Origin of the sequence: Tenacibaculum sp. L6 (genome assembly GCF_028823685.1) — a bacterium.
Lineage (GTDB): Bacteria > Bacteroidota > Bacteroidia > Flavobacteriales > Flavobacteriaceae > Polaribacter.
This window is the reverse complement of sequence record NZ_JAPEHZ010000035.1, coordinates 1-24,407: the sequence shown is the minus strand read 5'-3', so window position 1 is coordinate 24,407 and position 24,407 is coordinate 1. Positions and strand designations below refer to the sequence as shown.

At 33.1% G+C, this 24,407-nt stretch carries 18 protein-coding genes; 9 read left to right on the top strand and 9 right to left on the bottom strand.

Annotation, left to right across the window (positions count from 1 at the left end):
• Positions 1-126, bottom strand: a 126-nt coding sequence (locus tag OU788_RS08045) for an NAD-dependent epimerase/dehydratase family protein (protein ID WP_274634697.1), incomplete at its 3' end; no start/stop codon positions are given.
• 62 nt (positions 127-188) lie between these two features.
• Between OU788_RS08045 and tyrS the strand changes: the two genes are divergently transcribed.
• The 8 genes from tyrS (at position 189) to OU788_RS08005 (ending at position 10,822) form a co-directional block, all read left to right on the top strand.
• The gene (gene tyrS / locus OU788_RS08040; protein ID WP_274634696.1) at positions 189-1,493 is read left to right on the top strand and encodes a tyrosine--tRNA ligase; all 1,305 of its coding nucleotides are present in this window, start codon (positions 189-191) and stop codon (positions 1,491-1,493) included.
• Positions 1,494-1,912: 419 nt separating this feature from the next.
• Positions 1,913-2,278: a hypothetical protein gene (locus tag OU788_RS08035; RefSeq protein WP_274634695.1), complete on the top strand. Its 366-nt coding sequence runs from the start codon at positions 1,913-1,915 to the stop codon at positions 2,276-2,278.
• Between the two features lie 96 nt (positions 2,279-2,374).
• Entirely contained in the window at positions 2,375-4,462 is a 2,088-nt protein-coding gene (locus OU788_RS08030; protein WP_274634694.1) for a TonB-dependent receptor domain-containing protein, read from the top strand.
• A gap of 63 nt (positions 4,463-4,525) precedes the next feature.
• Complete coding sequence (locus OU788_RS08025; protein ID WP_274634693.1) at positions 4,526-5,068, top strand: DUF2911 domain-containing protein; 543 nt, start codon at positions 4,526-4,528, stop codon at positions 5,066-5,068.
• Between the two features lie 123 nt (positions 5,069-5,191).
• On the top strand, positions 5,192-8,110 hold the full coding sequence (locus tag OU788_RS08020) for a leucine--tRNA ligase (protein ID WP_274634692.1): 2,919 nt from the start codon (positions 5,192-5,194) through the stop codon (positions 8,108-8,110).
• Positions 8,111-8,214: 104 nt separating this feature from the next.
• Complete coding sequence (locus OU788_RS08015) at positions 8,215-8,667, top strand: hypothetical protein (protein WP_274634691.1); 453 nt, start codon at positions 8,215-8,217, stop codon at positions 8,665-8,667.
• 112 nt (positions 8,668-8,779) lie between these two features.
• Positions 8,780-9,736: a hypothetical protein gene (locus OU788_RS08010; protein WP_274634690.1), complete on the top strand. Its 957-nt coding sequence runs from the start codon at positions 8,780-8,782 to the stop codon at positions 9,734-9,736.
• A 216-nt stretch (positions 9,737-9,952) separates the two neighbouring features.
• Positions 9,953-10,822: an acyl-CoA thioesterase gene (locus OU788_RS08005; RefSeq protein WP_274634689.1), complete on the top strand. Its 870-nt coding sequence runs from the start codon at positions 9,953-9,955 to the stop codon at positions 10,820-10,822.
• 63 nt (positions 10,823-10,885) lie between these two features.
• On the opposite strand, the gene OU788_RS08000 is transcribed toward OU788_RS08005, so the two are convergent.
• The 5 genes from OU788_RS08000 to OU788_RS07980 form a co-directional block, all read right to left on the bottom strand.
• Positions 10,886-13,147, bottom strand: a complete 2,262-nt coding sequence (locus OU788_RS08000) for an inorganic phosphate transporter (protein WP_274634688.1) — start codon at positions 13,145-13,147, stop codon at positions 10,886-10,888.
• A gap of 72 nt (positions 13,148-13,219) precedes the next feature.
• Positions 13,220-14,422, bottom strand: a complete 1,203-nt coding sequence (locus OU788_RS07995; protein ID WP_274634687.1) for a porin — start codon at positions 14,420-14,422, stop codon at positions 13,220-13,222.
• A 267-nt stretch (positions 14,423-14,689) separates the two neighbouring features.
• Positions 14,690-15,577 (bottom strand): metallophosphoesterase, encoded by an 888-nt coding sequence (locus OU788_RS07990; protein ID WP_274634686.1) that lies wholly within the window; start codon positions 15,575-15,577, stop codon positions 14,690-14,692.
• An 85-nt stretch (positions 15,578-15,662) separates the two neighbouring features.
• Positions 15,663-17,642, bottom strand: coding sequence for a DUF5689 domain-containing protein (locus tag OU788_RS07985; RefSeq protein ID WP_274634685.1), 1,980 nt, complete (start codon positions 17,640-17,642; stop codon positions 15,663-15,665).
• Between the two features lie 13 nt (positions 17,643-17,655).
• Positions 17,656-20,412 (bottom strand): carboxypeptidase-like regulatory domain-containing protein, encoded by a 2,757-nt coding sequence (locus OU788_RS07980; protein ID WP_274634684.1) that lies wholly within the window; start codon positions 20,410-20,412, stop codon positions 17,656-17,658.
• A gap of 186 nt (positions 20,413-20,598) precedes the next feature.
• On the opposite strand from OU788_RS07980, the gene OU788_RS07975 reads away from it, so the two are divergent.
• A complete protein-coding gene (locus tag OU788_RS07975; RefSeq protein ID WP_274634683.1) occupies positions 20,599-21,654 on the top strand; it encodes an endonuclease/exonuclease/phosphatase family protein in 1,056 nt (351 codons plus the stop codon).
• 28 nt (positions 21,655-21,682) lie between these two features.
• Here the strand turns inward: OU788_RS07975 and OU788_RS07970 are convergent, their stop codons facing one another.
• From OU788_RS07970 to OU788_RS07960, 3 genes are all read right to left on the bottom strand, one after another.
• Complete coding sequence (locus tag OU788_RS07970) at positions 21,683-22,027, bottom strand: hypothetical protein (RefSeq protein WP_274634682.1); 345 nt, start codon at positions 22,025-22,027, stop codon at positions 21,683-21,685.
• Positions 22,028-22,100: 73 nt separating this feature from the next.
• Positions 22,101-23,786 (bottom strand): single-stranded-DNA-specific exonuclease RecJ, encoded by a 1,686-nt coding sequence (gene recJ / locus OU788_RS07965; RefSeq protein WP_274634681.1) that lies wholly within the window; start codon positions 23,784-23,786, stop codon positions 22,101-22,103.
• A 21-nt stretch (positions 23,787-23,807) separates the two neighbouring features.
• On the bottom strand, positions 23,808-24,233 hold the full coding sequence (locus OU788_RS07960; protein WP_120186037.1) for an OsmC family protein: 426 nt from the start codon (positions 24,231-24,233) through the stop codon (positions 23,808-23,810).
• Between the last annotated feature and the right edge of the window lie 174 nt (positions 24,234-24,407).

Genomic DNA, 24,407 nt, shown 5'->3' with positions numbered 1-24,407 from the left:
GATTTTTTTAACGTGATCACGCTTTTCTTCTGTTCTAAAAATAGCTCGAATTGTATCGTTTTTTTGGCTTAAATAATATAATAAATGTGAGCCTACTAAACCTGTTCCTCCTGTAACTAAAATCATACAGCGAATTTAGTTTATTTTGGTTGATAAACTTATCTTTGCGTCTTTAAAAATAGAATAAAATGACCAAGAATTTAGTAGAAGAATTACAATGGCGTGGAATGATTCACGACATTATGCCAGGAACCGAAGAACAACTTCAAAAGGAAATGACCTCGGTTTATATTGGTTTTGATCCAACTGCAGATTCGTTACACATTGGTAGTTTAGTTCCAATTATTTTATTAGTTCACATTGAAAAAGCAGGGCATCAGCCAGTAGCTTTAGTAGGAGGTGCGACTGGTATGATCGGTGATCCAACAGGAAAATCTGATGAGCGTAATTTATTAAATGAAGAAGCTTTAGCAAAAAACGTTGAAGGTTTAAAAAGAACCTTAGGTCGCTTTTTAAATTTTGATAACGGAGCTAAAAACACTCCTTTATTGGTAAACAATTATGATTGGATGAAAGATTTTTCATTTATCGAATTTGTACGTGATGTTGGAAAGAGAATCACTGTAAACTACATGATGGCAAAAGATTCTGTAAAAAAGCGTATTACAGGAGAAGCAGGTAACGGAATGAGTTTTACAGAGTTTACCTATCAACTAATTCAAGGGTACGATTTCTATCATTTATATAAAACCTTAAACTGTAAATTACAAATGGGAGGTTCTGACCAATGGGGTAATATTACCACAGGTACAGAATTAGTTCGTAGAATGACTCCTGGTGAAGAAGCAAAAGTATTTGCTGCTACATGTCCGTTAATTACTAAAGCAGACGGTTCTAAATTCGGAAAATCTGAAGGAGGAAATGTTTGGTTAGATGCCGATAAAACATCAGTATACAAGTTTTACCAGTTTTGGTTAAATACTTCGGATGAAGATGCTGAAAAGTATATTAAAATATTTACGTTTTTAGATAAAGAAACTATTGATGCTTTAATTGCTGAACATAAAGAAGCACCACACCAAAGAGCATTACAAAAGAAGTTAGCTGAAGAAGTAACAACGTTTGTGCACTCTAAAGAAGAGTTAGATAAAGCGATTGCTGCTTCTAATATTTTATTTGGAAATTCAACAGCTGACGATTTAAAAAACTTAGATGAACAAACCTTTTTAGATGTGTTCGATGGTGTACCACAAGCTGAGGTAACTTCTGAAGATGTTTCTGAAGGGTTAGATATGATTTCAGCTTTAGCAGCTAAAACAGGTTTCTTAAAGTCTAATGGAGATGCTAGAAGAGCTTTAAAAGAAAATTCAATATCGGTAAATAAAGAAAAAGTAAGTGAAGATTTCGTAATTACTTCAAAAGATTTAATTGCTGATAAGTATGTGTTATTACAAAGAGGTAAAAAGAATTACTTTTTATTAAAAGTAGCATAAGCAATAAAAATACAATTTAAAAAGCCCTTGATAGAAAATCTACCAAGGGCTTTTTGCATTTATAAACAAAGGGAAAATTTTTAAGAAACAGCTTTAAAATCGAATGTTAAAGGGCATCTTTTACAATTAATGCCTTTCTTTTGGTACTTATTACAACATTTACTTTTAGGTTTAATACAGTTGCTAGAACAAACTGAATTGCAAATTGTAACTTCCTGCAGTTTTTTTACAGGGGCAATAGAGGTAACTTTCTTGGTTTCAGTATAAAAAACAATCATTATCTTTTCGTAAAATCCGTGCAAATATAAGTTTTTTATTTAGAATAAATTAAAATAAAGAAAAAAATCGTGTTTTTTGTTATTGGTAATCAGTGGGGATAGTCGTATATTTGCGTAAGTAAAAAAAGCCCCTTTTTCTTGTTGAAAAAACTTAGCATATATTTTTTTGTTGCATTGTACATGATAGCCATGTTACGCCCCATAGCTCCTTTTGTAGAGTATGCAATAAATTACGATTATATCTCAAAAGTTTTGTGTATTAACAAAGATAAACCAGAGTTAAACTGTAATGGTAAATGCCAGCTAATGATGGAGCTTGAACAACAACAAGATGATGATTTTAAATCGTTGCGAATTTCAATGGAAGAATATCCGATAGGGTTTGTTTCTATTTTAAATGTTGATGTAGACGATAAGCTATTTGTAAAAGAAAAAGAATCATTTTCTTATAAGAAAAACTATTACTACTTATTTAATCAGGAAGTATTTCACCCTCCTACAGTTTAATTTTTTCATACAGTTTTTTACATCGTAAACAATTCAAAAGTTTTTTGAATTGATAGGTGTTGCTATACAATTATGTAAAAATTAAATTCAATTTTAATGAAAAATTTAGGATGGATGCTTCTTAGCATCTGCACAATAGCTATGTCTGCTCAAGAACAAAAAAAAGACACAGTTAAACAAGAAACTATACAGTTAAACGAAGTAATCGTTGAAGGAAAAATAAAAACAAATCCTGTTCATGCTACCGTTAAAAATGATTATCAAAAAAAGGTAATTCAACCTAAAAATGTAGCAGATTTATTTTCTGAAATCAACGGGTTTTCGGTGATAAAAAGAGGAAACTATGCAATGGATCCAACATTTAGAGGAGCTGCCTACGAGCAGTTAAATGTGATGTACGATGGAGGTACAAAAGCAGTAAATGCTTGTCCGAATAGAATGGATCCGATTACTACACACATTATTCCAGAAGAAATTTCAAAAATTGAAATCATCAAAGGGCCTTTTACGGTACGATATGGAGCAACTTTTGGAGGTATCGTAAATATGGTGACAGAAAATCATAACATGTTAGAAAACGGATTCCACGGAAAATTTTCAGCAGGATATGAAACCAATGGAAATTCATTTGTAAACATGTTACAATTACAACATGTTACCAATAAGTTTGATGTGGTAGGAAATGTAGGCTACCGAAACTTTGGAGATTATAAAGACGGAAGTGGTACTGAGATTCCATCATCATTCACTAGTACCGATTATGGAGTAAAGTTAGGGTACAACCTTACTGAACATCAACGTTTGCAAGCGCACTGGCGTCAATCGTTTGGTAGAGACATAAAACATGCTGCTTTACCAATGGATACCGATTATGATAACAGTACAATTGTATCGTTAGATTACAAAGCAATAAATATAGGTAGCACCTTAAAAACAATTACCACCAAAGGTTTTTACAGTTACGTGGATCATTTAATGACGAATACAAATCGTCCGAATTATCACATGGTTTTTGCTTCATCACCAGTAGAATCAACTACTATAGGAGGTAAAATAGAGTTTGAGTTAGATTTACACAAAAACCTTGATTTGTTTATAGGAAGTGATGTTAACCATATACAAAGAGAAGGAAATCGCACACGTACTATTAAAATGATGAATGGTATGATGTTGCCAACACCAATGGTTAAAGTGGATAAGATTTGGCAAGATGCTTATATTAATGATTTCGGAGTGTTTTCTGAAGCAAAATTTAACCTGGCACCTAAAACTATATTAACTACAGGTGTTCGAGTAGATTTAGTAAGTGCTAACGCCAAAGATTTAGAAGCAGATTTTGCGGCAAGATATCCTGTTGTAAAAACAAACGAAACCAATGTGAGTGGTAACATTTCGGTAAAGCACGCATTTTCTAAAAAAGCAATTTTAGAAGCCGCATTTGGTAGAGGAGTACGAACTGCAAACATGGCTGAGCGTTATATCAATCATTTTACGATTGGTTCAGATTCGTATGAATATATAGGAAACCCGATGTTGAGACCAGAAGTAAATAACCAATTTGAGTTAGGATTAAAAGGAAAGCTAGGATTGAATAACAACTTGCAATTACATTATCAAACATCGGCGTTCTACTCAATTTTTGAAGATTATATTTCAGCAGTGGTCGATCCAACCATTCCAAGAAAATTTATGCCAAATCAAAAACCAGAGTTTACAAAAGTGTTTACCAATATTGAAGATGCTAGAAAAATTGGATTTGAAGTAGCTGCAAAGTTGCAAATGTTTAATGATTATTATTTTCAAACAGAAGTAGCTTATGTAAAAACAGAAAACAAAGATTTTGATGAGTCGTTGCCGTTGAATCCGCCTTTCACTTCAAAAATTTCTATGGGAGTAGACAAAGAAAAGTATTGGGCAAAAGCGCAGTATAATGTAGTGTCAACTCAAAAAGATATAGCTCCTTCTTTTGGTGAAACTGAAACAGAAGGTTACCAAACTTTTGATATAAAATTAGGGGTAAAACCGTTTAAAAATTTTACGTTAGGGGTAGCTTGTTTAAATGTGTTTGATGAGAATTATATCAACCACTTAAACTTTTCATATAAAAACCAAGCAGATTTGCCAATGGTAAGAATTCATGAGCCAGGAAGAAACTTTACGGCATTCTTACAGTATAAATTTTAATTTTCGAGTAAGGTTACTTAAATTTGGAGACAAATCTCCCAATTATTAACTAAAAATTTAAAAATGAAAAAATCAATTTTCTCAATTATTGTATTTGCTGTAGCTCTAGTGTTCTCTAACGAAGTTGTAGCTCAAGATTTCTCGAACTTAGATAAAAGTCCGATGGATGCAGCTACATACCCAAGTAGTTACAGAAATTCAGATAAAAAAGTAAAAATTATTTATAGTCGTCCTCAGTTAAAAAGAAGGCCAGTATCTCGTTTAGCAGTTGCAGGTAAAGTATGGAGAACAGGAGCAAATGAAGCCCCAGAAATTACTTTTTACAAAGATGTAAACTTTGGAGGAAAAGAAGTAAAAGCAGGAACATACTCGTTATTTACCATTCCAGGAGACAAAGAATGGACGGTTATTTTAAATACTGCTAAAAATGTTTGGGGAGCTTATTCTTACAACGAATCAGACGATGTAGTACGTGTTACAGGAAAAGTTTCTAGAGCAAACGAAAATATTGAAGCTTTTTCAATCGCTTTTGATGGTGAAGAAGATGAGTTTAATATGTATTTAGGTTGGGGTAACGTTGTAGTTACTGTACCGGTTAAAGGGTAAAACTTATTTAAAACAAATAAAAGGCTTCATTGGTTTTGTACTAATGAAGCCTTTTTGTTTTTATAGCTTTTCACATCCAAACGATAATTGTAAATTTGCATCCTTTAAAACAAGCGATTACAAATGCAATACAATCACCAAGAGATAGAAAAAAAGTGGCAAAAGTACTGGGCAGATCAAGGTACATTTAAAGCTAAAAATAATTCTGATAAACCAAAATATTATGTGTTAGACATGTTTCCTTATCCATCAGGAGCAGGATTACACGTAGGGCATCCGTTAGGATATATCGCATCTGATATTTATGCACGTTACAAGCGTCATAAGGGGTTTAATGTATTGCATCCACAAGGATATGATTCTTTTGGATTACCTGCAGAACAATATGCGATTCAAACAGGGCAACATCCAGCTATTACTACTGAAACGAATATCAAAACCTATCGTCGTCAGTTAGACAATATTGGGTTTTCATTTGATTGGTCTCGCGAAGTTCGTACTTCGAACCCTGAGTACTACAAATGGACACAGTGGATTTTTATTCAACTATTCAACTCTTGGTATAATAAAGATACTGATAAAGCAGAAGATATTGCAACCTTGGTAGCTAAATTTGAAGCAGAAGGGAACGCGAATGTAAATGCCGTTTCTGATGAAGATATTACTGTTTTTTCTGCGGAAGAGTGGAAGAACTTCTCAGCAACAAAACAACAAGAAATATTATTACAATACCGTTTAACATTCTTATCTGATACTGAGGTAAACTGGTGTCCAGCTTTAGGAACAGTATTAGCTAACGATGAAATTGTAAACGGAGTTTCAGAACGTGGAGGACATCCAGTAATTCGTAAAAAAATGACCCAATGGTCTATGCGAATTTCTGCGTATGCACAACGTTTATTAGATGGTTTAGAAACTATCGATTGGCCACAACCGTTAAAAGATAGCCAAACCAATTGGATTGGTCGTTCACAAGGGGCAATGGTTTCTTTTGATGTGGATGGGCATGATGCTAAAATTGATGTGTTTACTACACGTCCTGATACTATTTTTGGAGTGTCTTTTATGACCTTAGCTCCAGAGCATGATTTAGTAGCACAAATTACAACTGCTGAGCAAAAAGAAGCGGTAGAAGCTTATGTTGAAGCTACAGCAAAACGTTCAGAGCGCGATCGTATGGCAGATGTAAAAACCATTTCAGGAGTGTTTACGGGTGCGTATGCATTGCATCCGTTTACAGGAAAACAAGTACCAATTTGGATTGGTGATTATGTATTAGCAAGTTACGGTACAGGGGCTGTTATGGCGGTACCATGTGGTGACCAACGTGATTACGATTTTGCAAAACACTTCGGATTAGAGATTCCAAATATTTTTGCAGATGTTGATATTTCTGAAAAAGCAAATGATGCTAAAGACGGAATCAAATTAGCCAATTCTGATTTCTTAGATGGTTTAAACTATAAGAAAGGAATGAAAACTGTAATCTACGAATTAGAAAAACGTGGATTTGGTTACGGAAAAATAAACTATCGTTTACGAGATGCAGTATTCAGTCGTCAACGTTATTGGGGAGAACCATTCCCAGTATACTATAAAGATGGAATGCCTCAAATGATTGATGCAAAGCATTTACCAATCGTATTACCGGAAGTAGAGAAATACTTACCTACTGAAGACGGAAAACCACCATTAGGAAACGCTGAGGTTTGGGCGTGGAATAGTATTGAGAATAGAGTAGTGAGTAATGAGTTAATAGATAATGAAACTGTATTTCCTTTGGAGTTAAACACAATGCCAGGGTGGGCAGGAAGCTCTTGGTATTTTAACCGTTATATGGACTCGAATAATGAAGGAGAATTTGTAAGCAAAGAAGCGGTTGACTATTGGAAAGAAGTAGACTTATATATTGGAGGTTCTGAACATGCAACAGGACACCTATTATATGCGCGTTTTTGGCAAAAATTCTTGTTTGATAGAGGATTGTTACCTGTGGATGAATTTGCTAAAAAACTCATCAACCAAGGAATGATTTTAGGAACGAGTGCTTTTGTGTATGAAGTAACTTTAGAAGGAAAAGGTTTAAATCTTTTTGAAACTGTTAGTTTGATTCAAGGTCCAAATAACTTGACTGATCAGCACCCAAAATGGGATGAGTATAAATCTAAACTTCTTAAAAAAGGGTTGACTGAAGACGAAATTTCAAGAACTGGAGGTAGATATATTCATGTTGATGTTAGTATGGTTAATACTTCTGATGAATTAGATACAGAAGCTTTTAAGAATTGGAGACCTGAATTTAAAGATGCAGAATTCATTTATGAAGGAGATGGAACTTTCAAAGTTTTGCGTGAGGTTGAAAAAATGTCAAAATCAAAGTACAACGTAGTAAACCCAGATTTAATTTGTGAAGAATACGGAGCGGATAGTTTGCGTTTATTTGAAATGTTCTTAGGTCCGTTAGAGCAAACCAAGCCTTGGAAAACTTCAGGTATTTCAGGAGTTTATTCTTTCCTTAAGAAATTATGGAAATTATTTGCTGACGAAAATGGTATCAACGTTTCAGACGAAGAGCCAACTAAAGAAGAATTAAAAACCTTACATAAAACGATTAAGAAAGTAGAAGAAGATATCGAGAACTTCTCGTTCAACACATCAGTTTCTACTTTTATGATTGCGGTAAATGAGTTAATAGCGTTAAAATGTAACAAACGAGCTATTTTAGAGCCATTGTTAGTATTAATTTCTCCGTATGCTCCTCATATTGCAGAAGAATTATGGAGTCAGTTAGGACATGATGAGTCTATTGCAACCGTAGCTTTTCCAAAATTTGAAGAAAAACATTTAGTGGAGAGCTCTAAGAACTACCCGGTATCTTTCAATGGTAAAATGCGTTTTACCTTAGAATTACCGTTAGATATGAGTAAAGAAGAAATTGAAAAAACGGTAATGGAACACGAAAAAACACAAGTACAATTACAAGGAAGAGAACCAAAGAAAGTGATTATCGTTCCTGGTAAAATTATCAATATTGTAGGGTAAATTCACGTTATAAAAATTTAAATCCCATAGACAGTTAATTTGTTTGTGGGGTTTTGTTTTTTAACTATATTCGCTCACGATAAAACAAATTAAACTTTTAACAAATGAAAAAGATTTTTAAAATTAGCTATGCATTTTTGGTGTGTTTAACTTTAACACTAGTAAGTTGTTCTGATAGCGATAATGATCCAGCAGGAATCGCAAACACGAAATTATCAGGAAAAGTATTTGGAACAAGTTTTACAGCTGAAGGAGGTCAATCATTTACGTCTGGAGATAATGAGATTTCAGTACATATTACCAATATTCAAGCAGACTGTAGTTCAGATATTTTTGATTACGAATTAGAAGTATCTACTTATGTAAAACCTGAGGTAGGAACGTACAATGATATAAACGTAGTTTTCAATAAAAAGGGAGTTACTCCTTTAAATTATTTCCAAGGAATTGTTGAGGTAGTAAAAATTACAGACAATGAAGTTACAGTAAAAATAAAAGCGAATTCTACTTCTGATAATTCAGTTGAAGGAGTTTTTACAGTTCCTTTTTGTAAGTAATACCCCAAAATACTATTAATTAAAAGCCTTTACATGAAAATGTAGAGGCTTCTTTTTTTATGCTGAGAAACCAAAAAATTTTCTCAAATTTGCTTTCCAAAAAAAATAAAATATGAAAAAAGTATCCCTTAACAATTCTTGGATTTTTGCAATAATTCCAATCGGAATCTTCATTTTTGTAGCACTTCCACAGCTGCAAAATATGTATGACGCATTTCACAAAAGAGAAATGAAGGTGCAACAAAGTGTTCGAGAACTAGACTCGCTACAACAGCTTACTAATCCTACAAGAAGAGATTTAAATAATATTAAACGCCTAGAAATTAGTGTTCCAATTCAAAAAACGGGTATTGCAAGAGAGCGATACACTTACTATAAAACAGGAGGAATGTTAGCCGTATTAGCTTTTATGTTTGTTGGTATGTTTGGTTCTAGTTATTGGGCAAAAAGAAAGAAAAACTCGTCAAATAATAAACAAATAGAATTTTCTTTTGGTGATTTTACAACCGATGCTATAGGACAACATATTTCTTGGAATGCCGTTAAAAGTTCAGGAAGTAATTTTTTGAGTGAACGTTTACGAAAAACAGCTTTTGGTTATAAAGTAACTTCTAGCTCTTATTTAAAGTTTGTAGCGTGGAGTTTCTTTTTAATGGGATTAAACTATGTAGCTTGGTCTTATGTCGAGTTTTTCGAGTTTTCTAAAGAGCCTTTAACATTTATGCATGGAGGAAAAATCTTTTTTACGTCAGGCGGACCGTTTTTATTAGTGGGTATGTTCTTACTATTTTCATTTGGTTCTAAAGTACAACTAAACTCACATAAAAGAAAAGTGTTGGTAGATGGTGAAATAATTCCTTTTCAACAAGTATATGCATTACAAGTATTGTCAAAATTTGTAGAAGGAAATAAGTCAGGAGGCTATTATTGTTACGAGGTAAATTTAGTTACACAAAAGGGCGAACGTCATAACTTATTAAACCATGGTGATAAAGAATATTTGTTAAGTGATATGGTAAAAATAAGTAGGTTTTTAAAAGTACCTGTTTGGAATAAAGGAGTGGTATAAATCCCAATATTGTTTTTTTATTAGTAAAAAGATACTAGAAAAGGTGGATAATGAGTTGTAAGAGTACAAGTAATTTTTAGTCATGTAGTTTGATAGTATTCGAAATCATATTTTAAAGCTTATTTTTGAACAAAATTCAGTCAACAAAACTTAGGTTAATAAAGCCTTTTTAAAATAAAAGTATAAAGAATTAACTCTCTTTATTGTAATTAAGACATGAAAAACACAGAAGAATTATTAAATATACTTACTCTTGACGATTTAGGTGAAGGTAATTTTAATGGAGTAAGTAGAGATATAGGAAGTCCAAATGTTTTTGGAGGTCAAGTACTAGCTCAGGCCTTAAATGCAGCGTATAGAACAACACCTAAAGAGCGTATTTTGCATTCACTACACTCGTATTTTTTAGAAGCGGGAAATTTAGAGTTACCCATAACATACAATGTACAAGCTATTCGTGATGGTGGCAGTTTTTCAACCAGAAGAGTTACGGCCCATCAAGAAGATAAAACTATTTTTATTTTGTCTTGTTCATTTCATAAAGAAGAAGAAGGGTTTGAACATCAAAAACCAATAAAAAAAGACATAAAACAACCGGAAGAGTTGTTGAGTTGGACAGATGTGTTAGATCAATTTGGAGCTTTTCTACCTCAAAAAATGAAAGATTTTTTAAGTATTGAAAGACCTATAGATTTTAAACCTGTGCAAATAGTAAATCCGTTAGATCGTAAAGATTTACCCCCTGTGGTTGATGTTTGGTTTAAGTTGAAAGGAGATGCGAAAGATTTACCTTTAGGAATAAAGCAGCAAATACTTACTTATATTTCCGACTACAATATTTTATCAGCATGTTTAAATCCGAATGCTAGTGTTGCTAATTTTGGAAATACTCAACTGGCTAGTTTAGATCACTCAATGTGGTTTTACCGTGATTTTAATTTAGATGATTGGATGTTGTTTTCAATTGAGAGTCCAAATGCTTTCGGAGCTAGAGGTTTTGCAACGGGAAATATTTATACTAGAGACGGAGAATTAATAGCTTCGGTTGCTCAAGAAGGGTTAATGAGACCAATGAAAAGAAGCTAGTTAGGTTAAAAAATAAAACAAATAAAAAAACCGAGTTACTTAGTAACTCGGTTTTTTTATTTGTTAAGCGTCTATTTCAGCAGATTTTGTACTGACGTGAAACTCTTCGTATGTTTCTAATAAACTCATTAAACCAGAAACTAAATCTTGGGTCTCGATTAAAATACTAAAGTATAATGTAGTGTTTTTCGGACTCGTTTCATCAGTTCTAATACGGTCTACTTGTTTTTCAATAGATTGAGAAACATCTTTTAATAATTCTTTCTTCTCATTAATGATATGCTCTAAGTTGTCAAAACTTCTGTTTTCAAAAGTTTCGCTAATATCTTCTAATAATTTAGAAAGAGTATTATCGATGCTCTTTAAGTCTTTAATTTGTCCTTTTTTAAGGTTTTTATGGTTGTTGTTTACGTGTTTGTATGTAGCTCTAGAAATATAGCTAATCGATTGTGCTACGTCTTGTAAATAACCTAAAATTAAGATGTAGAATCTACTTGCTTGCACAGAAGTATCGTCTAATGACTTAATAAAGTAGAATACACCATCTTTTAAATTATCAATTTCATCGTTTAGTTTCGTAACGTGCTTATCTGTTTTACGCAACTTTACTAAATCGTGCGTAGCTAGATCTTTCACAACGCTTGAATATAGTTTGTTAATACGTTGCGCAACTTCAGCAATGTGGTCAGAACTTTCTTCAATTACTCCATTAATAGTAATTAATTCTGCTCTTTCCATGTGTACTTGCTTCTTCTCTTGCTTAGATTTCTTTCTGTGTTGTAACGTGTTTCTTCCAATTAAAAGAGCAACAACTAATAACAATACAGGAATCATTACTTTATCCCAGCTAATTAAGTAAGCAACTAATGCAGCAGTAGCAAAAGCAGTAATAGCTGTTAAGAACCATCCTCCAATTACGTTGATAACACCAGCAACTCTATATACAGCACTTTCACGTCCCCAAGCTCTATCAGCTAAAGAGGTACCCATTGCTACCATAAAAGTTACATAAGTAGTTGATAAAGGTAATTTCATAGAAGTTGCAATAGAAATTAAGATACCCGCAACAATTAAGTTAACAGCAGCTCTAACTAAGTCGAAAGCTGGCATTTCATACGTTTTGTCTTTAGGTAATTCTATTACTGGTTTTTGAAATTTAGTGTCAATATAAGTTAATGTTTTTTGAGGAACAATATAGCTGATAGCAGCATTGATACCCATAGCACTTCTTACTACGATTCTTGATAAAGGGTTTGGTTGAAACTTTTCATGTCCATCACCTTGACGAGATAAATCGATACCGGTTTTAATTACTTCTCTAGCCTTACTCGAAGTCCATAAAGTAACTACCATAATAGCTCCTGCTAATAATAATAACCAAACGTTAGAAGGTACTTTTTTAGCTAAAATTCCCATAGAGAAAGCATCAGGAGCAACTCCAGATATTTCCCAAGCTTGGTAAGAGTTCCATGCAGCGATTGGTACACCAATAAAGTTTACTAAGTCGTTACCAGAGAACGCCATTGCTAATGAGAAAGTACCAATACCAATGATTAATTTTAAGATATTAACCTTAAAGAATTGAATTAAAGCATGCGAAATAGCACTCCAAAAAGCAAAACTTCCAGCAATAATAAGTAAGGTGTTTCCTTCAATTAAATGTTTTATATCACCATAAAAAGGAGTTCCTTTCATACCTTTAATAATGATAAAATAAGTAATTGCTGTAATAGCAAAACCACCAAATAATGAATTTATATAGGTAGGTCTTTTCTCAAAATTAAATGAATAAATTAAACGAGAAACGAACTGAACAATAGCTCCAACAGAGAAAGCAACTACTACGGATAGTAATATTCCGTTTATAATTTCAACCGCTTTTTTATGGTTGATGTAGTTCCAAATATCTGAAATAGATTGAGAGTCGTTTGCAGCAATTTTGATTAATGAAATACATACAGCTGCTCCTAATAATTCAAATACGATAGAAACCGTTGTTGAGGTTGGCATTCCTAATGAGTTAAAGATATCTAGTAATAAAATATCGGTAATCATTACTGCCATGAAAATAAACATGATGTCTTGGAACATGAACATGTTAGGATTGAAAATTCCTTTACGAGCAACTTCCATCATACCACTTGATGTTACGGCTCCCATAAAAACCCCAACACTCGCAATTATCATAATATTTCTTACTTTAATTGCTTTAGAACCGATGGCTGAATTTAAAAAGTTAACAGCATCGTTACTAACTCCCACAACTAAGTCGACGATAGCTAAAACAGCTAGTGCGACTAGCATCAAAATATATGGATCTCCCATTTTTTAGTTTTTAATTAAGTTTTGCAAATTTAGTTACACAAGAATGCTCTTATGTTATGTTTATGTTATCATTTATAGGTGAATATCTACTTGTAATCGGTACATAAAATGATTGGTTTCCGTAGGTATATCTAGGTAGCTAACATCGGTTTGTACTTTTAATTTATGTCCTACTATATATTTCGATAATCCTAATGTATATTGGTTTTCTACCCCTTTTCCTACAATGTTTTTATCTAATGAAACATTGGTGTAACGTCCAGATACTTCCCAGTTTTTGTCAAATAAATATCCTGATTGAAGGTTTAATGCGCTACCTACTTGTACCACATCACCAGTTGGAGTTCCGTCAGAGTTTTTTGCAATTGGGTCTTCAGCATCTCTGTAAGCATATTCTCCCATAAAAGAGAATCCTTTGTATTTAAACATGGCATCAACAAAGAAGGTTGAAATGTTTGTTTCGTAGTAACCTTCATCATTTACCATATATGAACCTTGGTTACTTCTTGTTTTTACCGCATTGTTGTTAAAATCATAACTCATACCGATAGCTAACTTCGGTGTTTTTTCTCTTTTTAAATCGCCTCCTTTATAATCTCCATTTCCTTCAAATAATCCGAAAGGTAAAAATTCAAGGTGCGCTGTATATTGGTGGCCTCCTAGATTTCCAACAGTAATATTTCTTCCTTCACCTTGTGAAATTGCTAGGGCTTCTCTAACCACAAATTTATCTGATAGATTAAAATGGTGGCGTAATTGCATACCCATATCTCGGTCAATATTAAAACGTTTGTTTAATAAAGAACGATCTACTAACTGCATGTCTGCTGAAGAAATAATACGCTCACGGTTTCCTGGTAACTTAGTTTGCCCAAACCAAAGCTCGAAATTTTGGTGAAAGTTCCACTTTAGCACTGCGTCTAAAATATATCTTGGAGCATTACCAGTGTGTTCAGAAGCTCCACTAATATCGTTATTAGACATCCCTATTTCCAATTTGTACTTTAATTTTGGAGAAAAAGCAAATCCTTTAAATTTTAAGCGAGCTCTTCTAACTAGCATTGAAGATGATGGATTGTATAATCCTTCTTTGTTAGAATCCCATTCAGCAGTTGCTAAAAATTGCATTCTAGCACTCATGTTCATAGACCAAGTACTGTCTTTTCCTGTTAAATTAAATAAGCCTTTTCCAAATTTAGGGGCATTTGTTTGTTGAGCATGTGTATAAGATAACACAAACATACTTACAATTGTAAGTGCTGTTTTACAGTTCATTAGATTTAGTTATTAGTTTTTGTCGCGGCAAATAACTAGCTCTAATGTTAAATAAGTGTTAACTGAATATTAAAAAAACTGCCTTTATGCAAGGCAGTATTATGTAAGTCAGATAAATAGTCGACAAAAACTAATAATTTATAATGACTGTACGCCTCAAGAGTGAGGTAGTTCAAAATTACTGGCTTTTTCTGATTCTAATATTAAGTACAATTTAATAAACTGTTACCAAGGTAAATTTTAGGTTAATTTGATATAGAAAAGTGTTTATAAGTATTCTACTAATTTTTCAGGCCCTTCTAAAACGGTTCGTGTAATTTGCATGGTTCCGTTATCGTTGGTTACTAAATGCCATTTAATGAGTGTAATTTCGTTGTTTTCAATTTCTAAGCCAGTAATGCATCTAGGATGAACACAGCTACCATCATTAAAATGAGGTAATTCTTCACAAGAAGGAAATCGAGGTCGGTGTGTATGCCCTGTAACAATCATTTGGTTATTATTGGCTTTTATCCAGTTTTCTAATCGGAGTTCTACTTTTATAAGTTCTTTAAAGTTTTGAGCGGGACTTGTAGGGTCTTTAATTCCGTGTATTTGTAATGGTCGCCATAAAACCTTCACTAAAAATCGACTGAATTTCCAAAAGGTATAATTAAACCAATCTGCTTGATGACCATGAAGTAAGAAAATTGATTTTCCATCATCTTGAGTTAATCGAATGGCTTCAGAAAAGGAAGCGTTAGGGAGCAACTCTTTTTCTTTTCCATCAATAGTATCGTAATAATAGCTTAGGTTTTTTCTAACATTTTTGGGTTTTCGGTAATTCATGTCATGGTTTCCCCAAATAAAATGTAGTTTATTTTTTAGATGAAATTTTTGAAGTAATAAGTACACATCTTTATTTGCATTAAAAATATTCACAAATTTGTTTTCCCATAACTCATCGCCATCACCTAGTTCTATATAGGTGAAATCTTTTTGTAAATATTGAGATAAGGCAAAATGATATATTTTTCGATTACGAGCAAAATCATCAGCAAAACTATTATCGCCTCTATGGCAATCGGAAAATAAAACATAGTTAGATGCTTCGTTTAAGGGTAGTTTTTTTGCTTTTTTAAAAGCGCGGTTTAATCTATCGTTAGAAGAAAACATAGGTGTTATTTTACTAGCTAAAGATGCATAAAAAAACCCAAGTTCTAAAACTTGGGTTTTTGATGAATTTTTATTGAAAGATAGATTATCTTACTTTAGGAGTAAAAGCTCCTGGAGCATCTTGAGGTGCATTTGTTGTACCAGCATCTCCTGAATCATTCCATATATCCCACTCAGCAAATGTATATGTTGGGTTTCCTTGAGTAACAGAAGCTTTACGATTAGCTCTACCATCTTCAAATTCATGGTTTGTTCCAGTACCATCCTCACCAGGTACACCAAAAGCATCAACTACATTACCACTTGGGTCAACTAGTTCTATGTTATCGTCACCATTTGAATCAGCAGGACCTCCAGTTTCAGCAGCTAAATCAGGGGCAAAACCGAAAGCAGCCTCAAAAGCAGTTGTTTGCGCAGCAATTACAAATGCCTGACCAGCATTAATTGTACTACCAGTTAAATCTATTGATGAAGTAGACTCTGGATTACCATTAGTGTATCTTCTAATTACCCATCCTGTTAAATCAACACTTTCTGCACCTGCATTGTATATTTCTATGAATCTTGCAGCTGGATTGTTATTTGGATCAGCTAATTCAGAGAAGAAAATAACGTTTGTGGTACCACCACCTCCACCACCACAAGTAGTAGCATCTTCAGTAAAGTTTACATCAGTTTCGTTTCTTAAATAGATTTGAGGTTTATTTTCAAAAACTGTCATAACTCCTGTAATTGTTCCTTTTTTATCGCTTACGTTATTGCTTGCAAAAGAAGCATCATTTCTAACATACGCTATTAAAGGAGTACCATCACATTCAGCAATTAACTCATTATTACCACTATATGTTTTAGTATTGTCTTTGAATTGTAATCCATCGATTTGAACTAATTTACTTTCGTAATCACCAGTTAAAGCTTGAGCAAATGTAATAACCTCAGGAGTAGGTAAAGTAACAGTTGTAGAGCTAATGATGCTTGATGGAGCAATGTTTAATTGTAATAAATCGTTGTATTCGCTTAATCTGGCTCCTCCAACAGCGATTTCTACTTCATCACCTAAGTTTAAGTTGTGGTCACCACTAAAACGTAAAGCAATACCTGCTGATGCATCTTGTGCGAAAGCACTTAATCCATGAATGTTTCCAGCAGCTAAATCAGAGGTAATAACTACTTTTATTTTTAAGTTTTCTTTAATAGTAGTTTCAGTTCCGTTGTATAAGGCTTTAACATCAGCTAATGTCTTTTCTACCGCATCACCGTCACAACCATACTCTTCAGTAAAGTTAACATCGTTAGTATCTCTAATAAATAATTGGTAATCGCTACTGAATTTTCCTAAAATAGCAGTAACACTTCCTTTTTTATCAGGAATAGGGTATGATTTAAAAGTAGCAAACCCACTTGTTCTCATAATAATAGACTCGAAAGTTTCACAACTTGTAAAGTATCTGTTTACAGAAGAAGTATTATTTGGATCTGGGTCAGCATAGGTTAATCCTTTTTCTTGAGATTGTAAACCTTCAATTTTAACTAACGTATTGATATGGTTATCAGTTAAGTCACCAATAGTTAAAGTAGTTGGTACGATATCTACGATTTCAGTAGATCTTTCAATATGGTTAAGGTATTCACTAGTATCAATTCTATCAGTACTGTTTCCGTTTAAACTACCTATTTGAAAAGATGCAAAGTATTTACTTAAAGCAAGACCTTTTAAGTTGATGTAAACTTTTCTACCTACATTGTAACGAGCACTTAAATTGGTATCATCTATTCTTACCTCTAAACCTACAGTTGGGTTTTCTGGTTTGTCTTGAATAGTTAAAACTTTAAAGAAGTTACCTTCTCTATCATCAGAAATTACATAACCGTATACAGTAGTATCATCAGTAAATTCTACTGGAGAACCATTGTACAAAGCAATGATTTCATCTAACGATTTTAAATTAGCGTACTCTTTGTCTGCTCCCATTGTTGGTAACTCAAAGTCGTTGTTATCAACACATGAAACAGAAATTGCAATAAATAAAATTGCAAAAATCTTATATAAGTTTATTTTTTTCATTTTGAATGTTTTTTTAGAATCTATAGTTTACGTTTAAGAAATAAGTAGTACCTCTACCGTACCAGTATTTGTTTCCGAAAGAAGGCGTTCCGTTAGCGTTATCGTCGCGTAGCTCACGGTAATTAGCATTTCTTCCTTGTTCGAAACCTCCTGTTTTATATTCTTGGTTGAATATGTTATTTATACTAGCAAATAACCCGATGTATTTATTATCACCTACTTTCCAAGATTTTCCACCGATAGCGTTTACAACGAAATAATCATCAAATTGCTCTTGTTGTAACAGTTTTCTAGCTAGTACAGGGTCGTAGTCTAAGAAAAGGTCACCATCTTCATTAATGAAGTTGCTAGTTCTTCTAATAGGAGAAACATCCACAAAAGCTTCGTCTAAGTAATTAACTGTAGCTCCAAACCACCAATAGTCTGGATCTCTATATTCAAAACCAAAAGAGTATGCTTTTTGTGGTCCAGCTGCAATTCTGTAATCTTTTAATGAAGCAGTACCCATATCTCTTTTACCGTTAACGAACCCTTGAGCAGAAGCATTTTCAGTAGTAATAACAAGATTTGGATTGTTGTTATAAGTGTACTGACCAATATTAGCCGCCCCTTTTAATTTAATTGTTGAAGTAACTTGTGCTTCAATACCTAACTCAACACCAAAGTGTCTTTTATCGATACCTGTTAAAATTTCTTGGATAAAAGCAGAGTTGTCACCTCCAATACCATCAGCAAAGAAGAAAGAAATTTCAGTGGCGTCTTGAACGTCGGTAAAGTATCCTGTTACCTTTGATGTGATTAACGGACTTCTAAAAATATAACTTACATCTCCTGATAAAATCTTTTCACTATTTAATTCAGCAACATCAGCAACTGTTACATTGCTTGCTCTTGAGTTAGCAAAAGAGTTACGTAAGGAAGGTGCTTTTGTAATATAACCTCCGTTTACATCAATCAAATGACGACCAGAAATTTTATAAGTAACTCCAGCTTTTGCTCCGTAGTTAAAGAAATCTAACTTATCAGATTTTCCGTAAGAGTTTGTAGGGAAATATCCGTTTTGGAATAAACCTTCTCTTTGATGTGTAGTGTTGTTTGCTTGTCCAGCTACGTAAAAGTCAACATTACTGTATTTAAACTGTAATTGAGCAAACCCTCCATATACTTCAGAATCGAAGTTGTAGTTGTACTTAAAGCGATCACCTAATCCTATAGTTCTGCTTGGAGTTAATAGGTTGCTTTGTTGTTGGTCAAAAGTACTGCCAAATGTATTTACATCTAAATATCCTATTGCTCCTAACATATCTATAGGAGTAGCAAAATTTTCAGATCTTAATGTTCTATATTCAGCACTAGCTGTTAACGTAATGTTTTCATTTAATTCAGAAGATAAAATCATGTTAGCTGTTAATTGCTTATCATCATTTCTGTCTTCATATAAAATAGCACGTGCATTTTCAGGACTTCCTTCGTTTCCAAAATATAATTCGTTCCAGTCAATTTGTCCGTCATTTTGGAAACCAGTTAAGGCTTTGTATGCATTTTCATAATCAGGTCCATCAGGGTCTGATAAATACCAACTTGGTAATTTTCTATAGTATGTAGGATCTGGATTGTTAGTGCCATTATAATCTAAACGACTGTTTCCTATTTCACCAAATTGATAACCAATATTTGTATTTAAGGTTGTGTTGTCAGAAAGGTTCCAATAGTGGTTTAACATTATAATTGGCTCGTATAATCTTTTCACTCTTGAGTTTCTCATTTTTCCATTTTGATACCCCCAGTAAGAGTTATAACGAATTCCTCTAATATCAAAAACTTCTTGAGTGTTTGGAGATGATTTTCCTCTCTCGTTTTCAGCAGCGATAACAGTTAAATTTAAACTGTGCGCATCGTTGATTTGTTTTTCAATAGATAAAAAGATTGAGTTAGCATCATAAAAAGTACCATCAACATACCCTTCGTTACCAGCTCTTCTACTACCAGAAGCAGCTATTGCCCATCCGTTAGCTAATAAACCAGAAGTATAAGTAGCCATTAAACGATGACTGTAACTTCTGTTAGAAGAAGCGTATGAAATACGTCCACCCTCACTGTACTCAGAAGCTCTTGTGTTGATGTTGGTAGAACCTAAAACTCCCCCAAAAGCATAGTTAGATGGTGTTAAACCATTACTAAATTCTTGGTTACGAAACACATCGTTTAAACCTCCCCAGTTACTCCATTGAGGTCTTCCGTTGTATAACTTGTTCATTTCAATACCATTAATCAAAACTTTACCGTTTTCAGAATCTAAACCGCGAACTCTGTAAAAAGAACCACTCCACTCGAAAGCAGCTGTACGTAAATAAACGTCTCTAGAAGCTTGTAGTAATCCAGAAATGTTATCTGCAGCACTAGTGTCGTCATTTAACTCATCATCCGTAATGGTGATAGTACTTAAATCTTGATCTTCAGATATATCTTCGTACATGAAGATGGTACCTAAGTCTACTGCTTTTCCAGATAATTCTACCGGAAAGTTTTGGGTTTCATACCCGTTTAATGATACCGTTACAATTTGTCTTCCGTCTGGTAAACCAGTTAATGTAAAAGCTCCGCTAGCGTCAGTAACACTAGAAACATTAGCAATTTTTACACTTACAGAAACACCTTGCATGGGATTTTCAGAATCGCTGTTTATTACGATCCCCTTTACAACATTCTGCGCATTTAAGCTTGTAAAGCCTAAAAACAACAACAACATTGTCATCGTAAAATTTCTCATAAATGATTGTTTATAAAATATTTAAATTTGTTAACTCCTCTGATTCTATTAAAAACCAAAGGGTGACAAAATTAAGAAATTTCTGATTATGTTTAAGTTAAGGGAGTATTATTAATAAATAAATTATAAAACAATAAAAAATAGACATGAAAAATTGTTTTATTTTTGCAGGGTAAAATTTATTAAATGAGAAATATAGCTACACTTTTAGTTTTAATTTTTGTTGGTTTTTCTACTTATGCACAACATGAGGGAAAGAAATATAAAATAAGAACAGTAGGTTTTTATAATTTAGAAAACCTTTTTGATACTGAAAATGATCCTGATAAAAACGATGAAGCAAGTCCTATCATGGAGATGAAGGGAGATAAAGAAGAAGTTTATTGGGATAAAATAGATAAGCTTGGCGAGGTAATTTCACAATTAGGAGAAGAAAAAGCGAACACAAGCCCTGCAATTCTTGGGGTTGCTGAAGTTGAAAACAAAAAAGTTTTAGAAGATTTAGTTGCTTCTGAAAGATTAAAAAAGAAACGCTATAGCATTATCCACTTCGATTCACCAGATAAAAGAGGAATTGATGTAGCTCTTTTATACCAACCAAGATATTTTAAACCAATACACTTTGAGGCTTTTGACCCAAATATTTATGATCAAAATTATAAAGTTCATACACGAGATATTTTATTGGTGTCAGGTTATTTAGATGATGAGTTAGTTCACGTTATTGTAAACCACTGGCCTTCTCGTAGAGGAGGAGAAGCTAAAAGTAGACCGTTACGTGAAAAAGCGGCTTACAAAGTGAAGCAAATTATCGAAAAAATTAAGTTGAATGACCCAAATCCGAAGGTGTTAATTATGGGTGATTTTAACGACGATCCTATCAACTCTAGTTTTAAATCGGTTTTACAAACCAAGAGTAAAAAGAAAAATGTAAAAGAAGGAGATATTTACAATCCGTATGAAGATATGTTCCGTCGTGGATTTAATACGTTAGGATATAGAGATAATATTAATTTATTTGATCAAATAATGTTTACTTCTCCTTTGCTTGATAAAGAAGACAAGAAGGACTTTAGCACTTATAAAATGTTTAAGTCAGGAATTTTTAACAAGCGATTTTTAACTGAAAAGAAAGGTCGATATAAAGGATATCCTTTTAGAAGTTTTTCTTACGGAAGATATACAGGAGGATACAGTGATCACTATCCAGTATACATGTACTTAATTAAAGAAGATAAATAATAGAAAAGGCTTGCAATTGCAAGCCTTTTTAATTTTTACATATATCGTTTAAATAGTTGTTCATTCTTAATTGAAATAAAGTACCTTTTAAAAGGTCATCAATTTGCCACAATTCAATTGCTGAAACTGCCATACTAATTTTGTTAGAAGGTGTTTGAAGTAGGATAGACCTACAGTCTTTACCTCTCTCGCAAGTGCCACAATTTCTCTGAAGTTTTGAGTCGGTGACTTTATCTAAGAATAATTCTATTTCTGGTTCTGTTAAGTGAAAACCAACATCTCTAAATATTAATTGAACCAAGTTTGACTTGTTTTCTTCCCAGTAAAAAGAAACACCTATGCTGTTGTCGTATATTTTAGTAATTCCGTCCATAACCATATTTATTTGATAACAAATATAAAAGTTTATTTGGAATTATTCTAAATAATAAAAAATAAGGATTTTACTATTTCAAATCTTTTAACATGAGTTGAATAGAAGTATATCCATTCCATGTGTTTTCATCTAAAGTATAGGCAATGTCAAACTCGTTTTGTGTTGACGTTATTTTATCTCCCAAGCCAAACCCAATTGCATTGTATGTTTTTTGATCAGTACCATAAATAATATTCAATTTTAAATGATTACTGTCAGCTCCAACTTGTTTTCCGTAACCATTATCCCTAACGGCAGTTGTGGTAAAAACAGGTTTCATGTTTTGTGGTCCAAACGGAGCCATTTGTTGGATGATGCGGAAAAACTTCGGAGTAATTTCTGATAAATCAATCTCAGCATCAATAGTGATTTCTGGAGTTAGTAAGTTTTTATCAATAGTAGCTTTAACTACTTCTTCAAATTTATTTTTAAAGTTTTGATATTGCTCGGGTAACAAGGTTAAGCCCGCTGCATATTTATGTCCACCAAATTGTTCGATAAATTCAGCACATTCTTCCAAAGCATTATATACATCAAATCCTTTTACGGAACGAGCAGAGGCTGCTAGTTTTTCACCACTCTTAGTAAAAACCAACGTAGGTCGATAGTAAGTTTCTGTTAAACGTGAGGCTACAATACCAATGACTCCTTTGTGCCAGCTTTCATCAAAAACAACTGTAGTGTAATTTTCTTGTTCGTTATTGTTTTCAATTTGTACTAAAGCTTCTTGTGTGATTGCTCTATCCAGTTCTTTCCTGTCTGAATTAAATTTTTCAATAGCAGAAGCAAACTCAACTGCTGAATCAAAATCCATTTCGGTCAATAGCTCAACAGCATAGTTTCCGTGTTTCATTCGTCCTGCTGCATTGATTCGCGGAGCGATGATAAAAACTACATCAGTAATGGTAAGTTCTTTTTTTTGTAACTGGTGAATAATAGCCTTAATACCGTTTCTAGGTTGTGAATTGATGACTTGTAATCCGTGATACGCTAATACTCTATTTTCACCAGTCATTGGAACGATATCTGCGGCAATTGCGGTGGCAACTAAATCTAAATAAGGAATTAAATCTTCAATCGTTTGATTTCTTTTTGAAGCTAAGGCTTGAATCAATTTAAAACCAACACCACAACCGCAAAGCTCATCATAAGGGTAGTTACAGTCTACTTGCTTAGGATTTAAAACAGCAACTGCTTTAGGAATTTCATTTCCAGGTTTGTGGTGGTCACAAATAATAAAATCAATATTTTTTTCAGTAGCATAATCTACTTTATCAATAGCTTTAATACCGCAGTCTAAAGCTATGATGAGAGAAAATCCATTGTCTTCAGCAAAATCAATTCCTTGAAAAGAAACACCATATCCTTCTTCATAACGATCAGGAATGTAGGTTGCAATATTAGGGTGAATTGTTTTTAGGTAAGAAGATAGTAAAGAAACAGCCGTAGTTCCGTCAACATCATAATCACCAAAAACCAAGATATTTTCGTTGTTAGTAATAGCTCTTTCTATACGTTGTACTGCAAGTACCATATCCTTCATTAAAAAAGGATCGTGTAAATCGCTTAGTGATGGACGAAAAAACAGCTTTGCTTCATCAAAGGTTTCAATACCGCGTTGCACCAAGATTTTAGCCAAGGTAGTATCTACAGCTAAATCTTTGGCTAATTGTTTTACTTTAATGGTATCTGGTTGCGGTTTTAGTGTCCAGCGCATAGCAATTTGATCGAAAATAAATTAGTTGTTATGTAAATGAATAGCAGTAGTTACATCAGCAAATTTTCTAAACATTTCCATAACACCACAGTATTTTTCTATCGATAAGTCTACTGCTTTGTTAATTTTTTTCTCGTCTAAATCGCTTCCGTAAAAATGATAATCTACTAAAACTTTATGATAATATTTTGGATGCTCTTCGGTTAATTCACCAGTAACAACAATTTTAAAATCATCAATTTTCACACGCATTTTTTCTAACATAGGAACAATATCTAAACCAGAACAACCTGCCAACGAAGAAAGCATCATGGCTTTAGGTCGTAACCCAGTATTATTTCCTCCATGCTCTTCAGAAGTGTCAATTACTATTGAATGTCCACTTGGGTTGTCGCTTTCAAATTGCATGTTTTCTTTCCAAACGGTTGTAACTGTGTTTGTTGCCATATCTTGATAATTTTTTGTTTATTGCATCAATAAGTCAATGTGTATTTCGACTTACGTGTTTAAATAGTAACACAAACTTACAGTAAAAAGTTAGTATTAAAAACTTAAAAAATAAAACTATGCCTTTAATAACACCTTTAGATCCAAATCATGATGCAGAAACAAAACAGTTGT

What these genes read in the sequence shown, in the direction of transcription:
- tyrS (WP_274634696.1), top strand. Translation starts at nt 189, where the DNA reads ATGACCAAGAATTTAGTAGAAGAATTACAATGGCGTGGAATGATTCAC.
- OU788_RS08030 (WP_274634694.1), top strand. Translation starts at nt 2,375, where the DNA reads ATGAAAAATTTAGGATGGATGCTTCTTAGCATCTGCACAATAGCTATG.
- OU788_RS08025 (WP_274634693.1), top strand. Translation starts at nt 4,526, where the DNA reads ATGAAAAAATCAATTTTCTCAATTATTGTATTTGCTGTAGCTCTAGTG.
- OU788_RS08020 (WP_274634692.1), top strand. Translation starts at nt 5,192, where the DNA reads ATGCAATACAATCACCAAGAGATAGAAAAAAAGTGGCAAAAGTACTGG.
- OU788_RS08015 (WP_274634691.1), top strand. Translation starts at nt 8,215, where the DNA reads ATGAAAAAGATTTTTAAAATTAGCTATGCATTTTTGGTGTGTTTAACT.
- OU788_RS08010 (WP_274634690.1), top strand. Translation starts at nt 8,780, where the DNA reads ATGAAAAAAGTATCCCTTAACAATTCTTGGATTTTTGCAATAATTCCA.
- OU788_RS08005 (WP_274634689.1), top strand. Translation starts at nt 9,953, where the DNA reads ATGAAAAACACAGAAGAATTATTAAATATACTTACTCTTGACGATTTA.
- OU788_RS08000 (WP_274634688.1), bottom strand. Translation starts at nt 13,147, where the DNA reads ATGGGAGATCCATATATTTTGATGCTAGTCGCACTAGCTGTTTTAGCT.
- OU788_RS07995 (WP_274634687.1), bottom strand. Translation starts at nt 14,422, where the DNA reads ATGAACTGTAAAACAGCACTTACAATTGTAAGTATGTTTGTGTTATCT.
- OU788_RS07990 (WP_274634686.1), bottom strand. Translation starts at nt 15,577, where the DNA reads ATGTTTTCTTCTAACGATAGATTAAACCGCGCTTTTAAAAAAGCAAAA.
- OU788_RS07985 (WP_274634685.1), bottom strand. Translation starts at nt 17,642, where the DNA reads ATGAAAAAAATAAACTTATATAAGATTTTTGCAATTTTATTTATTGCA.
- OU788_RS07980 (WP_274634684.1), bottom strand. Translation starts at nt 20,412, where the DNA reads ATGAGAAATTTTACGATGACAATGTTGTTGTTGTTTTTAGGCTTTACA.
- OU788_RS07975 (WP_274634683.1), top strand. Translation starts at nt 20,599, where the DNA reads ATGAGAAATATAGCTACACTTTTAGTTTTAATTTTTGTTGGTTTTTCT.
- OU788_RS07970 (WP_274634682.1), bottom strand. Translation starts at nt 22,027, where the DNA reads ATGGACGGAATTACTAAAATATACGACAACAGCATAGGTGTTTCTTTT.
- recJ (WP_274634681.1), bottom strand. Translation starts at nt 23,786, where the DNA reads ATGCGCTGGACACTAAAACCGCAACCAGATACCATTAAAGTAAAACAA.
- OU788_RS07960 (WP_120186037.1), bottom strand. Translation starts at nt 24,233, where the DNA reads ATGGCAACAAACACAGTTACAACCGTTTGGAAAGAAAACATGCAATTT.